This window comes from Roseovarius sp. (assembly GCF_965228755.1).
Lineage (GTDB): Bacteria > Pseudomonadota > Alphaproteobacteria > Rhodobacterales > Rhodobacteraceae > Roseovarius.
Window position 1 is genome coordinate 394540 of the sequence record NZ_CBDDIG010000005.1, and the last position, 12906, is coordinate 407445.

12 protein-coding genes are annotated in these 12906 nt (G+C 68.5%); 3 read left to right on the forward strand and 9 right to left on the reverse strand.

Translation table 11 applies throughout. The features are described from left to right. The first annotated feature begins 11 nt into the window (after positions 1–11). The 3 genes from ACO07J_RS05275 to denD are packed head-to-tail and all read left to right on the forward strand — an operon-like array spanning position 12 to position 2727. Positions 12–848, forward strand: coding sequence for an SMP-30/gluconolactonase/LRE family protein (locus ACO07J_RS05275; protein WP_422026968.1), 837 nt, complete (start codon positions 12–14; stop codon positions 846–848). A 29-nt stretch (positions 849–877) separates the two neighbouring features. Further along, positions 878–1762 carry a sugar kinase gene (locus tag ACO07J_RS05280; protein WP_422029707.1) on the forward strand — a complete coding sequence of 295 codons (885 nt, stop codon included), beginning with the start codon at positions 878–880 and terminating at the stop codon, positions 1760–1762. Next, on the forward strand, positions 1759–2727 hold the full coding sequence (gene denD / locus ACO07J_RS05285; protein WP_422026970.1) for a D-erythronate dehydrogenase: 969 nt from the start codon (positions 1759–1761) through the stop codon (positions 2725–2727). Before ACO07J_RS05280 ends, denD begins: the two co-directional genes overlap by 4 nt. An 82-nt stretch (positions 2728–2809) precedes the next feature. On the opposite strand, the gene ACO07J_RS05290 is transcribed toward denD, so the two are convergent. The 9 genes from ACO07J_RS05290 to ACO07J_RS05330 form a co-directional block, all read right to left on the reverse strand. Continuing rightward, entirely contained in the window at positions 2810–3577 is a 768-nt protein-coding gene (locus tag ACO07J_RS05290) for an HpcH/HpaI aldolase family protein (RefSeq protein WP_422026972.1), read from the reverse strand. An 11-nt stretch (positions 3578–3588) separates the two neighbouring features. Continuing rightward, on the reverse strand, positions 3589–4527 hold the full coding sequence (locus ACO07J_RS05295; protein WP_422026974.1) for a 2-hydroxyacid dehydrogenase: 939 nt from the start codon (positions 4525–4527) through the stop codon (positions 3589–3591). A 36-nt stretch (positions 4528–4563) separates the two neighbouring features. Next, on the reverse strand, positions 4564–5403 hold the full coding sequence (locus ACO07J_RS05300) for a phosphogluconate dehydrogenase C-terminal domain-containing protein (RefSeq protein WP_422026976.1): 840 nt from the start codon (positions 5401–5403) through the stop codon (positions 4564–4566). Continuing rightward, on the reverse strand, positions 5400–6782 hold the full coding sequence (locus ACO07J_RS05305) for a four-carbon acid sugar kinase family protein (RefSeq protein WP_422026978.1): 1383 nt from the start codon (positions 6780–6782) through the stop codon (positions 5400–5402). The genes ACO07J_RS05300 and ACO07J_RS05305 overlap by 4 nt, the downstream gene beginning before the upstream one ends. Then, positions 6779–8026 carry a ribulose-bisphosphate carboxylase large subunit family protein gene (locus ACO07J_RS05310; protein WP_422026980.1) on the reverse strand — a complete coding sequence of 416 codons (1248 nt, stop codon included), beginning with the start codon at positions 8024–8026 and terminating at the stop codon, positions 6779–6781. The genes ACO07J_RS05305 and ACO07J_RS05310 overlap by 4 nt, the downstream gene beginning before the upstream one ends. Then, a complete protein-coding gene (locus tag ACO07J_RS05315; RefSeq protein ID WP_422026982.1) occupies positions 8023–8796 on the reverse strand; it encodes a hydroxypyruvate isomerase family protein in 774 nt (257 codons plus the stop codon). Before ACO07J_RS05315 ends, ACO07J_RS05310 begins: the two co-directional genes overlap by 4 nt. Continuing rightward, the gene (locus tag ACO07J_RS05320; protein ID WP_422026984.1) at positions 8793–9443 is read right to left on the reverse strand and encodes an aldolase; all 651 of its coding nucleotides are present in this window, start codon (positions 9441–9443) and stop codon (positions 8793–8795) included. The genes ACO07J_RS05315 and ACO07J_RS05320 overlap by 4 nt, the downstream gene beginning before the upstream one ends. Beyond that, positions 9440–10702 (reverse strand): 3-oxo-tetronate kinase, encoded by a 1263-nt coding sequence (gene otnK / locus ACO07J_RS05325; RefSeq protein ID WP_422026986.1) that lies wholly within the window; start codon positions 10700–10702, stop codon positions 9440–9442. The genes ACO07J_RS05320 and otnK overlap by 4 nt, the downstream gene beginning before the upstream one ends. 107 nt (positions 10703–10809) lie before the next feature. Continuing rightward, complete coding sequence (locus ACO07J_RS05330) at positions 10810–12774, reverse strand: transketolase family protein (RefSeq protein WP_422026988.1); 1965 nt, start codon at positions 12772–12774, stop codon at positions 10810–10812. Positions 12775–12906: the final 132 nt, after the last annotated feature.

The window sequence follows — 12906 nt, forward strand, 5'->3', positions numbered from 1 at the left end:
CGGCGGTGGAGGTGTTTGACGACACGAACTGCCTGCTGGGGGAGGGGCCGCTCTGGCACCCCTTGCGGGGGCAGTTCTTCTGGTTCGATATCGACGCGTACCGGCTTTACACCCGCACGGACGAGGGCCGGCAGATGTGGCAGTTCGACGAGCATGTCTCGGCCGCCGGATGGGTGGACGAGTCGCGGCTTCTGGTGGCGTCGGAGAGCGCGCTGATTGATTTCAACGTGGAGACGGGGAAGAGCCGCAAGGTTTGCGACCTTGAGGCGGACGATCCCGCCACACGGTCGAACGATGGCCGGGCGGACCCTTATGGCGGGTTCTGGATCGGCACGATGGGCAAGGCGAAGGAGCCCGGCGCGGGGGCGATCTATCGGTATTACCGGGGCGAACTTCGGCGGCTTTATGCGCCGTGGTCGATCCCGAATGCCATGTGTTTCACGCCGGACGGGCGGTTTGCCTTCCTGGCCGATACGCCGACGGGCAAGGTCTGGCGGCAGGCGCTGGATGGTGAGGGCTGGCCGGAGGGGGAGCCGGAGGTGTTCCTCGACCTGCCGTCTGACCGGTATCGGCCGGACGGGGCGGTGGTGGATGTGGAGGGCAACTTGTGGTGCGCGCAGTTCCGGCACGGGAAGGTATCAGTGTTCGGTCCGGATGGACGGGAGATGCAGAGCATTGCCTTCCCGGCGCAGCGGACGACATGCCCGGCGTTCGGCGGGGCCGATCTGCAGACGCTGTTCGTGACCAGCGCCAGCCTCGAGCAGACCGTGACCACCGAGCATGACGGGCGGACATATTCGCTTCGCGTTGACGTGGCGGGCCAGCCAGAGCACCGGGTGATCCTGTGAGCCGGTCGTTCCTGTCGATCGGGGAGTGCATGGTCGAGATGGCCGATGCGGGCGCCGGGCTGTACCGGCGTGGCTTTGCCGGGGATACGTTCAACACGGCGTGGTATGCGCGGCGGTTGCTGCCGGACGACTGGAGCGTCGGGTATGGCAGCTGCATCGGCACCGATGCGGTTTCGGCCGAGATGTGCGCCTTCATGGAGGGGGAGGGGATCGACACGTCGACCCTGCGGCGGTTGGAGGATCGCACGGTCGGGCTTTACATGATCAGCCTCGAGCAGGGGGAGCGCAGCTTTTCCTATTGGCGCAGCCAGTCGGCGGCGCGGGCGCTGGCGGATGATCCGGGCTGGCTGGCGGAGGTGCTGGCGGGGCGGGATATGCTTTACTTTTCGGGAATTACGCTGGCGATCCTGACGCCCGCCGCGCGCCGGGCGCTGTGCGATGCGCTGGCGCGTGCGCGGGGTGAGGGAACGCTGGTGGCATTCGATACCAACCTGCGCGAGCGGTTGTGGGAGACGCCGGAGGCGATGCGCGAGGGGCTGACCATGGGGGCCTCGGTGGCCGACGTGGTGCTGCCCTCCTTCGACGAGGAGCAGCGCGCGTTCGGGGATAGCGCGCCGGAGGAAACGATTGCCCGCTACCGCGATTGCGGGGCCGGCATCGTGGCGGTGAAGAATGGCGGCGGCGACCTGACGCTTTGGGATGAGAAGGGCGCCAGAACGCTGCCGGCTGTGCGCTTTGAGAGCGTGGTCGACACGACCGCCGCTGGCGACAGTTTCGGGGCGGCGTTCCTTGCTGGCATGGCCGCCGGGGAATCAGTGGATGACGCCGCGCGGGGGGCGATGGAGCTTGCCGCGCAGGTCATCCAGTACCGCGGCGCATTGGTGCCGCAGATATTCGAAGGAGGAGAGACATGAACATCCTGATCATCGGGGGCGGCGGCGTCGTCGGGCAGAAGCTGGGCCGGACGCTGGTCAAGCGGGGAGAGCTGCGCGGGCAGGCGATCGAGAAGATCACGCTGGCGGATATCAACGATCCGGCGCCCATCGAGGGCGGCTCGGTGGCGGTCGACACCGTGACCTGCAACATTGCCGAACCGGCCTCGGTGGCGGAGTGCGTTACGGCGGATACGAACGTGATCTACCTGCTGGCCGCCATCGTCTCGGCCCATGCGGAAGAGGATTTCGACGCGGGGCTCGAGATCAACCTGATGGGCACGCTCAACGTGCTGCAACGGGCGCGGGAGCTGGGCACGAAGCCGGTGGTGGTCTTCACCTCGTCCATCGCCGTCTATGGCGGGGAGGTGCCGGACCCGATCGTCGATCACAGTTTCCTCAACCCGCAAACCTCCTACGGTGCGCAGAAGGCGATGGGGGAGCTGCTGCTGAACGACTTTTCGCGCAAGGGGTTCGTGGACGGGCGGGGGTTCCGCCTTCCGACGATCTCGGTCCGGCCGGGCAAGCCCAACCGGGCGGCGTCGAGCTTCATGTCGTCGATCCTGCGCGAGCCGCTGAACGGGCAGGAGGCGGTTTGCCCGGTCGATGTGGATTTTCCGCATTACTACCTGAGCCCGCGGAAATGCGTGGAGAACCTGATCAGGGGGGCCGAGATCGAGGAGGCGGACCTGGGGCAGAACCGCTGCATGATGATGCCGGGGCGGATGTGGACGATCGGGCAGATGATCGACGCGATGACGGCGGTGGCGGGCCCGAAGCCGGCGAAGCTAATCAAGTGGGAGGCGCAGCCGGATATCCAGGCCATCGTGAAGGGCTGGCGGTTTGATCTGCGGCCTGAAAAGGCGTTGAAGCTGGGGCTGTCGGCGGATGACAGTTTCGAGGACAACGTGCGGTACTACCTCGAGGACGACAAGCCCACCGCCTGATGTCGGCGGGCGTTTTCTTCGAAGAAAACGGGCAAGAAAACGGGGTTTTCTTGCCCGGAATTATTGAAAACTCCGGGTCGCCCTAGCCCTTGAAGTGCTTGCAGGCCTCCAGCCGGGCCAGCGCCCCCCGGCGCAGGAGCGGCAGGTCGATATCGACCGCGGTGAAGGTGCAACCGGCCTTTACCACGTCTTCCAGCATCCCTTGGACGGGCGACAGGAAGCCCGCCGGTTTCCCGGCGGCGCGGATGCGGGCGATGCCGTCGGTGATGGCGGCGAGGACCTCGGGGTGCTTGGGGTTGCCCGGGTGGCCGAGGCTGGCGGCAAGGTCGGCGGGGCCGATGAAGAGCCCGTCGATGCCCGGCACGGCGGCAATCTCCTCCAGCCGGTCGAGCGCCTCGCGGGTTTCGATCTGGACGATCAGACAAATCTCCTCGCGCGCCTTGATGAAATACTCGGGTTCCGCGCCGAAACCGGTGGCGCGGGAGACGCTGCTGACGCCGCGGATGCCCCCGGGCGGGTAGGCGACGGCGGCGGCGGCGAGTTCGGCCTCTTCGACGGTCTGCACGTAGGGCACGAGGATGTTGCGGGCGCCCACGTCGAGCAGGCGCTTGATCTCGGCCACGTTGAGGCAGCTTGGCCGGACCATCGGTTCGGTGTCGCAGGCCGAGAGGGCCTGCAGCATGGCCATGACGCCGGGCTCGTCATTGGGGGTGTGCTCGCAATCGAGCAGGATCCAGTCAAAGCCCAGCTGGCCCAGCATCTCGGTGACCATCGGCTCGCGCATCATGCTCCAGATGCCGATCTGGGGGCGGCCGGCGGCGATGGCGCGTTTGAAGCGGTTTTCCTTCATTGTGGCCTCCTTCAGTTGACGGCGGTCAGCAGGGGCTGACCGGCGTGGAATGCGGCGATGTTGTCGCGCTGGAGCTGGCCCATGGCGGCGCGGGTTTCGACCGTGCCGGAGCCCTGGTGCGGCTGGATCACCACGTTGTCGAGCGCGTAGAAGCGCCGGTCGATATCCGGCTCGCCGAGGAAGACGTCGAGCCCGGCGCCGGCGATGCGGCCCTGTTCGAGCGCGTCGAGAAGCGCGGCCTCGTCCACCGTGGTGCCGCGGGAGATGTTGACCACCACGCCGCGGGGGCCGAGCGCGTCGATCACCTCTTTCGAGACGAACTTCTCGGTGTCGGGTCCGCCGACGAGGGCGATCACGAGGTAGTCGACCGCCTCGGCCAGCGCGACGGGGTCGGCGTGGTAGGTCCAGCCGGGCGTCTCCTTCTCGGAACGGGCGTAGTAGTGGAGGTCCATCTTGAAGGCGGCCAGCCGGTCGGCGATCTCGCGCCCGATGCGGCCGAGGCCGACGATCCCGGCGCGGCCGCCCGAGAGCTTGCGGTTGAGCCGGTATTCGCCCTTGCTCTTCCAGTTGCCGGAGCGGGCCCATTGGCTGGCCTGTTCCATCTCGCGGACCTGCATCAGCAGCATCGCGACGGCGAGGTCGGCCACGTCGTCGTTGAGCACGTCGGGCGTGTTGGTCACCTTGATGCCGCGCGCATCGGCGGCAGAGACGTCGATGGCGTCGTAGCCCACGCCGTAATTGGCGATGAGTTCGAGGTTGGGCAGTTGGTCCATCTCGGCCGCGCCGAAGGCGTGGTGGCCCTTGTAGGCAAGGGCGGTGATGGCGTTTCGCGTGGCGTCGTCGAGTGATGGCAACTCGGCCGCGCTGGCGAGGGTGACGGGGGTGAAGGCCGCGTCGAGCGCGGCGGTGTCGGTATCGCTGTAGGGTCCGATGACGAGCGTGGCGGTCATGATGTCTCCTTTTGAATTGGCAGCGGGGTGCGGCGGTTACCCGGCGCAGATCTCGTCGACGGATTTCTTCACGGCCTCGAGGCTGAACACCTCGTCGAGCCAGTCGTCCTTGAAGATGACGGTCTTGGCCTTGTCGATGGCCATGAGCGCCCCGTCGGAGAACTTGCCTTCCGGGAAGATGCCGAAAGCGATGGCCAGTTCGATCTTGAGATGGCCCAGCACGAAATCATGCGCCGCGGCCTCTGGCACGCCCATGGCGACGGCGCGGTCGGTCGCCTCGCGCAGGGCGAGGGAAAGGGTGGCGGCCACGGTTTCGGAAAGCGCGGGCTCGAGCACGGCGATGTTTTCCAGCGTGCAGCGGTGCGAACGGGCGACGGGGGCGTAGATCACCTTGGCGATCTCCTCGCAGAGCGCGTAATGCTCTTCGGGGCCCTGGATCAGGGCGCAGACGATGCCCTGCGGCGCGGCGATGCCGCCGAAATAGTCTTTCTGGGCCTCGGCGCTGTCCTGCACTTCGAGGATGTGCGGGTGGCAGGGATGGGTGCAGAAATAGGTGACGTCGTCGCGTTCGGGCATTTCGCCGGCATAGGGCGCGGCGGCGTCGAGGACGATGATCGCGGTGCCGGGGCGGACCTTGTCGATGAAGCCATGGGCGATCTTGCCGATCAGCCGGTCGGGGACCGCCATGAGCACGACGTCGGCATTGGCGAGGGCGGTGTCCTGATCCACCGCGTCGAGCCCGGTTTCGGATTTGAGGCGGGCGCGGCCGTCTTCGGAGATCTCGACGGGGTCGACCTCGAAGCGGGAGTTGCGGAGGTTCGTGGCGAGCCTGACGCCCATTTTTCCGCCTGCGCCGAGCAGGGCTACCTTGGTCATGCGTTTGTCCTTTCCAGTGTTTGCGGGGCGGTGCCGCCGCCGCGTTTGATCCAGCCGAAATAGTCGGGGCTGCCCATCTGCCCGCCCTTGAGCGCCAGTTGCAGGCCGGCGAGGGCGGGGTCGTGGGAATGGGCTTGCAGGAGAGCCGCGCCGGGGATGGTGGGGGCGAGCGCGGTGAAGGCGAAGAGGCCGAGCTGGCGGGCGGCGTGGCCGGAGGTGTCGCCGCCGGAGATGACGGCGCGGCGGAGGCCGGTTTCCTTGAGGAGCCGGGCGAGGAGGCGGCCGAGGGCGGCGCCGAGGCGGGCGTTGGCCTCGTCCATGGCGAGGCCGGTGTCGGTGACGGCCTTGCGCATGGCGTCGACGGCGGGGTCGTCGGGGCCGCGGGCAGTGTGGATGATCGGGTCGCGGTGCTGGCGCAGGGCGTCGAGGGCGGCGGAGACGGCGCGGGTTTCGGCGGAAGGGTCGTCGCGGATGATGGCCGCGGCGTCGAGGGGGATGGGGGCGAAGCCGTTCTGTTCGGCCCAGTCGATCTGAGCCGCCGTGACGGGTGAGACGGAGCCGGAGACCGCGAGCATCCGGTCGACCGGCCCGGCGGTGTCGTTGGTGTCCTGCCGTGGCAGGGCGCCGGTTTCGCGCCAGTGGGCGACGAGCGCGTATTCCACGCCCTGCGAGCCCACGACGAAGCGGGGGCCTTGGCGATTTTCCCATATGAGCGCGCCGCAGCGGGCCATGTCGTCGTCCCGCATGGCGTCGAGGCAGATGACTTCGGCCCCGCGCGAGCGTTCGCGGGTGAGGGCGCTGTGCGGGTCGCGGGCCAGGTCTTCGAGGTCGATCAGGCCGAAGCGGCGGTCGGTCTGGCGGGAGAGGTGGCGGGCGACGTCGGATTCGTCCATCGGCGTGACCGGGTGGCGAGACATGACCGGGTGGCGGTCGAGGCGGAAGACGCCCTCGGGCGCCCCGGCGAAGAGGTGGCCGAACGCCTGGTAGCGGCGCAGGGCGGGGGCGGCGAGCAGGCAGGGGGCCCAGCCGCCGAAGCGCGGCAGGCCGAGGTCGATGGCCTTGCCGATGGAGCCCACGTGGGGGGCGCTGTCGAGGGTGGAGCAGGTCTTGTAGTGGACGACCGCCGCGCCGGTTTCGCGCAGGAAGTCGAAGGCTTGCGGCAGGTGGCGGTCCATCCAGTCGGGCCCATGGCTGCGGGCGGTGGAGGCGATGCCGATGGCGCGCGTGTCGGGGAAGGCGGCGAGCTCGTCGGGCGTGGGGATGTCGAGGAAGAGGACGGCCGGGATGCCGGAGAAGGCCAGTACCTCCATCGTGGCGGCGGAGCCGGTGAAGTCGTCGCCGTACCAGCCGACGAGGGGGGGCTGGGGCTGCTCGGTCATCCGCCGTAGGCCTTCAGCGCGCGGGCGAGGGCGGGGTGGGTGCGGGCGTGGTCGCGGGCCGGGATGCCGCCGATTGCGGCCTCCCATGCCTCGCGCAGGGAGGTGACGCCGGCGGCGGGCCCGTCGGGATGTGCCATGATCCCGCCGCCGGCGGCATAGATGCAGTCGGCGCTGCCGAGGCGGCTGTAGGTTTCCTCGGGCTGCACCGCCGACTGGCCGGAGGAGAATACGGGCATGGGGATGCAGGGTTTGCCGGAGAACATCGGCGTGAGGAGGGACTTGGCGGAGGCGATGACGCTGTCGTCGGGCTCGCTGAACTTGTTTTTCAGGCCGTTGACATGCATGTGGTCGGCCCCCGCGAGGCGCCAGAGTTTGGACCATGCGGGATAGTCCCAGCCCAGCATGGGGGCGCGGCTGAGATAGCCCCAGCCGTTGCGGTGGGCGTGGATGGGAAGCTCGGTATGGCGGGCGAGCGCCAGCAGGCCGGCGAGGCCGACCGAATTAAGGCTGGCCATCACGCAGGTGCCGCCGAGGTAGCGGACGAGGTCGTGGCGGCGGCGCATGTCGTCGACTTCGCCGGTGAGGTTGAAGGCGTACATGACCTTCTTGCCGGTGCGCTGGGCGTGGTCGTTGAGGACGCGCATGACGGCGCGGGCGCGGTCCTCGAAGGGGCAGGCGGGGCCGTTGGCCTGAAGCTCGTCATCCTTGATGAAGTCGATGCCGGCGCGGGCGAGCGTGTCGGTGAGCGCGGCGGTGTCTTCGGGGGTCAGGCCGACGGAGGGTTTGACGATGGTGCCGATGAGGGGGCCGGTGTCGACCCCGGCCAGCTTGCGGGTGCCGGGGATGCCGAATTGCGGGCCGGGGCCGGCGGCGGCGAAGCTGTCTGGCAGGCGCAGGTCGAGGAGGCGTAGGCCGGAAAACTGGCGCAATTCGAAGAGGTTGCCGGCGACGGTGGCCATGAGGGCGAGGAGGTCGGGGCCGATTGTCTCGACGGGCCAGGAGAGGGTGACGCGGGCGCGGTGGTAGGTGCCGCCGGTGAGGCCGCCGGGGAGGGAAGGGGTGGCGACGTCTTCGACCACCTCGAGCGATTCCACGCGGGCGGCGGCGCGGTCGTGGAGGTCGGGGGTTTCGCCGGGAACCTTGACGAAGGTGCCGGAGCTTTGCTCGCCGGCCATGGCCTCGGCCGCGGCGCTTGGGTCGACGGGGGTTTCGATCAGGTAGTCGGCTTCGATCCGGTCGGTCATGCGCGGCCTCCTCGATAGGGCTCGAGCCAGTGGAGGGAGGCTTCGGTGGGGCCTTGCGGCTTGTACTCGGCGCCCAGCGGGGCCTGCCAGCCGAGCCGGGAAATGGTTTCGAAAAGGTAAACGAAGTTCTGTTCTCCGCTGCCCGGCGGGCCGCGGTCGGGGGCGGAGGCGAACTGGATATGACCGATATGGGGCAGCAGGGTCTGGAGGCGGTGGGTCAGGTCGCCTTCCATGAGCTGGACGTGGTAACAATCGAACATCAGCTTGAGGTTAACGGCGCGGACGGTCTCGATGATGGCGACGGCCTGGGTCGTGGTGGTGAGGAAATAGCCGGGCGCGTCGTAGTGGTTGAGCGGTTCGATCAGGATGGTGATGCCGTGCGGGGCGGCGGCGGTGCAGGCGTAATGCAGGGTGTCGAGGAAGGTGTCGTGGGCCGCTTTGCCCGTGGCGAAGCCGGCCATGACGTGGACATTGCGGGTGCCGGTAGCCGTCGCATAGGCGATGGCCTCGTCGATGGCGGTGCGGGCGTCCGCCTCGCGGCCGGGCAGGGCGGCGAGGCCGTTTTCGCCGGCCTCCACGTTGCCGCGGCGGGTGTTGAGGCCGAGCATGGGCAGGCCGGTTTCGGTGAGGGCGGCGGTGACCTCGTCTGCTGGGGTGTCATAGGGCCAGTGGCATTCGACCGCGTCGAAGCCGGCGGCCGCCGCCGCGCGAACGGCGTCGGGCAAGGGCCTGTCATTCCAGAGGAAACCGAGGTTGGCGGAGAATTTCAATCGTCCCACTCCACGTCGAATTTCGTGACGACCGAGCGTACCTGCTCGGGGGTGAGCATCTGCGGGTTGAGGCCGCGGAGGAGGAGGGCGAGTTTGGCGGTTTCCTCCAGCTCCTCGATGGCGTTGCAGGCGGCCTCGACGTCCTTGGCCGCGACCACGGGGCCGTGATTGGCCAGCATTACCGCGGAGCGCTTGCCGGCGAGCCCGCGCACCGCTTCGCCCATCGCCGGGTCGCCCGGCAGGAAGAAGGGAAGGAGGCGGACCTTGCCCAGTTTCATGATCGCGTAGGGGGTCATGGGGGGCAGGAAATCGTCGGGGTCGGCGTCGGGCAGCATCGAGAGGGCGACGGAATGGGTGGAATGCAGGTGGACGACGGCGCCGGCGGTGGCGCGGGTGTCGTAGAAGGCGGTGTGGAGGGGCATTTCCTTGGTGGGTTTGTCGCCGTCGATCAGGGTGCCTTGGGCGTCGAAGCGGGAGAGGCGGCCCGGGTCGAGGCGGCCGAAGGAGGTGCCGGTGGGCGAGACGAGAAGGCCGCCATCGGGGGTGCGGGCGGAGATGTTGCCGGTGGACCCGTGGGTGAGGCCGCGATCGAAGAGGGATTTGGCGAGCAGGCAGATCTGTTCGCGGAGGCGGGTTTCCTCGGTCATGGGGCCTCCAGCGCGGTGAGGGCGTCGGTGAAGAAGGTTTCCGCGCCGAAATTTCCGGATTTGAGGGCGAGGGCGGCGGGGTGGCCGCCGGTTTGGGCGAAGCACCACGGGACGCCGGGGGCGATTTCGCGGCCGACATCGAGGCGGGTAATGCCCAAGCCTTGCGTGACCGCGCCGGAGGTTTCGCCGCCGGCGACGACGTAGCGGCGCGCGCCGTGGTCGCGGGCGGCGGTAGCGCAGGTGGCGAGGGTGTCTTCGACGATTTGGCCGGCGCGGGTTTGGCCGAGTTGGGCTTGGGCGGCCTCGACGGATTGCGGGTCGGCGGTGGCGTAGAGGAGGGGGGCGTGGCGGAGGTTTTGTTGGTTGAGCCAGTCGAGGGCGGGCCCGGGCCCGTGTTCGGCGAGGGCTAGCGGGTCGAGCTGGAAGCAGGGCGCGCCGGTGGCGCGGTAGGCGGCGACCTGGCGGTTGGTCATGGCGGAGCAGCTGCCGGACAGGATTACGGTTTCGGGAGCGGTGGCGGGTGGCGTGAAGGGCTCGGCCTGTCCGATGTTCTTTGCCAGCAGGCCGGGCAGGGGCTGGGCCAGCGCCGAGCCGCCGGTGAGGAGGGGCAGGTGGTGCGTGGCGGCGGCGATGGTGGCGAGGTCTTCATCCGCCACGGCGTCGATGATGACGTGGGCGATGTTGTCGTGGGCCAGTTGGGTGAGGGCGTCGAGGATGGCGTCGGGCCCGCGGGCGACGGTGAGGCGATCGATGAGGCCGACCTTTCCCTGCACCTGTGGCTGGAGAAGGCGGAGGAGGCTGGAATCGCGCATCGGTGTCAGCGGGTGATCCTTCATCGGGCTTTCCGACAGGAGGTCGCGGCCGACGAAGAGGTGGCCCATGAAGACGGCGCGGCCGTTTTCGGGGAAGGCGGGGCAGTAGATGGTTTGGGGCGTGTCGAGCTGGGCCATCAGCGCCTCGGCGACGGGGCCGATATTGCCCTTGGCGGTGGAGTCGAAGGTGGAGCAGTATTTCCAGTAGAAGCGTCGGGCACCGGCCGAGCGGAGCCATGCAAGGGCTTGTTCTGAAAGGGTTAACGCTTCGTTAACGGGGGTGGTTCTGATCTTGAGGGCGATGACCTCGAACGGGGCGGTGTTCTCAGGCGGGGTTTCGGGCACGCCCATGCGGAGCGAAACGCGGGCGCCGCTGCGGGCGAGAAGGCCCGCGAGGTCGGTCGCGCCGGTGAAATCGTCGGCGATGGCGCCGAGGAGGGTGGTCATCGGCGCGCCCGGGCCGGTAGGGATGACGGTTTTGGCGGCATCTGCTTAGGTTTGTCCCTGTCTACCGTGATTTGGTATACCAAATATCTTTCAAAGCGCGCGGAGGGTCAATGGCTGAGCAACTCTTTCGCGGTGGAGACCACGCGGGCGGGGGTGATGCCGAAATGGTCATAGAGAACAGGGGCTTGCGCGGAGGCGCCGAAACTTTCCATGCCGATGAAGCGGTCGGTGGGGCGGAGCCACTGGTGCCAGCCGAAGGGGGAGGCGGCCTCGATGGCGATGCGGGGGGCGGTGCCGAGGGTGGTGGATTGGTAGGCGGGGTCCTGTTGAGCGAAGAGCTCCCAGCAGGGCATGGAGACGATGGCGGCGGCGATGCCGGATTGGTGCAGTTGGGCCTGTGCCTGAAGGGCGAGGCCGACCTCGGTGCCGGTGGCGATGAGGGTGATGTCGCGGGGGCCTTCGGTGTCGCGGAGGATGTAGGCGCCGCGGCGCGAGAGGTTTTCGGAGCGGTCGGTGCGGACCTGGGTGGCGTCCTGCCGCGAGAGGGCGAGCATGGAGGGGCCGTCGCGGCGTTCGAGGGCGAGTTTCCAGGCCTCGGCAGTCTCGATGGCGTCGGCGGGGCGGAAGACGTGCATGTTGGGCATGGCGCGGAAGCTGGCGAGGGTCTCGACCGGCTGGTGGGTCGGGCCGTTGGAGCCTACGCCGATGGAATCATGGGAGAAAACGAAGATGCCGGGCAGGCCCATCAGGGCGGCCATGCGCATGGCGGGGCGTTCGTAATCGGCGAAGGCGAGGTAGGTGACGTTGATCGGTCGGAGGCCGCCATGGGCGGCGATGCCGCAGGTCATGGCGCCCATCAGGTGTTCGCGGACGCCGCAGTGGACGTAGGAGCCGCCGCGGTGGTCGGCGGTGAAGGCGGGGCGGGTGCGCTTGTGGTTGGTGGGGGCTTCGAGATCGGCGCAGAGGACGAGGGTTTCGGGGAGGATCTCGGTGAGGGCGTCGCAGATGTCGCCGGAGGAGAGGATGGTGGGGCGGGGGGTGTCGGTTGGGAGTTGGTTGGGGCCGAGATTGTGCCAGAACGCCTCCCATTCCGGGGGCAGGGTGGCGGTGTGCCAGCGGTCGAATTCGGTGGGATTTTCAACGTCGGTATAACGTCGGTATTTTGTCGGTATTGCGTCGGTGCGGCGGGCGAGGGCGGCGGCCCAGTCGGCGCGGATCTCGGCCGGGATGTCGAAGGGCGGGTGGGGCCAGTTGCGGGCCTTTCGGGCGGCGGTGGCGTCCTCGGGCGTGAGCGGGGCGGAATGGCCGCCGCGTTGGCCTTCGAGCCGGGGGATGCCACAGGCGATGGTGGTGCGGCAGGCCAGCAGCGAGGGGCGCGGGTCGGATCTGGCGGCGTCGAGGGCGGCGTCGATGGCCGCGATATCGTGGCCGTCGAGTTCCTGGACGTGCCAGTGGGCGGCGCGGAAACGGGCGGGGATGTCTTCGCTGATCGAGAGCGAGGTGGCGCCGTCATCGGTGATCTGGTTGTCGTCCCACAGGAAGGTGAGCTTGCCGAGGCGGAGGTGGCCGGCGAGGGAGATGGCCTCCTGCCCGATGCCTTCCTGCAGGCAGCCGTCGCCGACGAAGGCCCAGGTGCGGTGATCGACGTGGTCGGGGCCGAACCGGTCTGCGAGGCGGGCCTCGGCCACGGCCATGCCGACGGCGCAGGCAATGCCCTGGCCCAGCAGGCCGGTGGTGATCTCGATCCCGGCATCCTGTTCGATCTCGGGGTGGCCGGCGCAGACGTTGTGCAACTTGCGGAAGGATCTGAGGGCGTCGGTGGTGAGTTTCTCGTAGCCCGCGAGATGGAGGAGGGCGTAGAGCAGCATCGAGCCGTGGCCGTTGGAGAGGACGACGCGGTCGCGGTCGGGCCAGAGGGGGTTCTTCGGGTCGACCCTGACGTGGCGGGCGTAGAGGGTGGCGGCGATTTCGGCCATGCCGAGGGGCACGCCCTGGTGGCCTTCGCCGGCGTTGAGGATGGCGTCGATGGCGAGGAAGCGGATCGCGTCGGCCATTTTCTGGATGTCGGTCATTGCTGTCCTCCCCCGGTTTGCTGGGAGGAGTAGCGGGTTTTGGAGCGGGGGAGGTTTAAGTTTTGCTAATGGTGGGTTTGATTTTGGTTAAAGGTTTGGGTGGGCAGGTCCGGCGTTTCGGGCGGCCCCGCG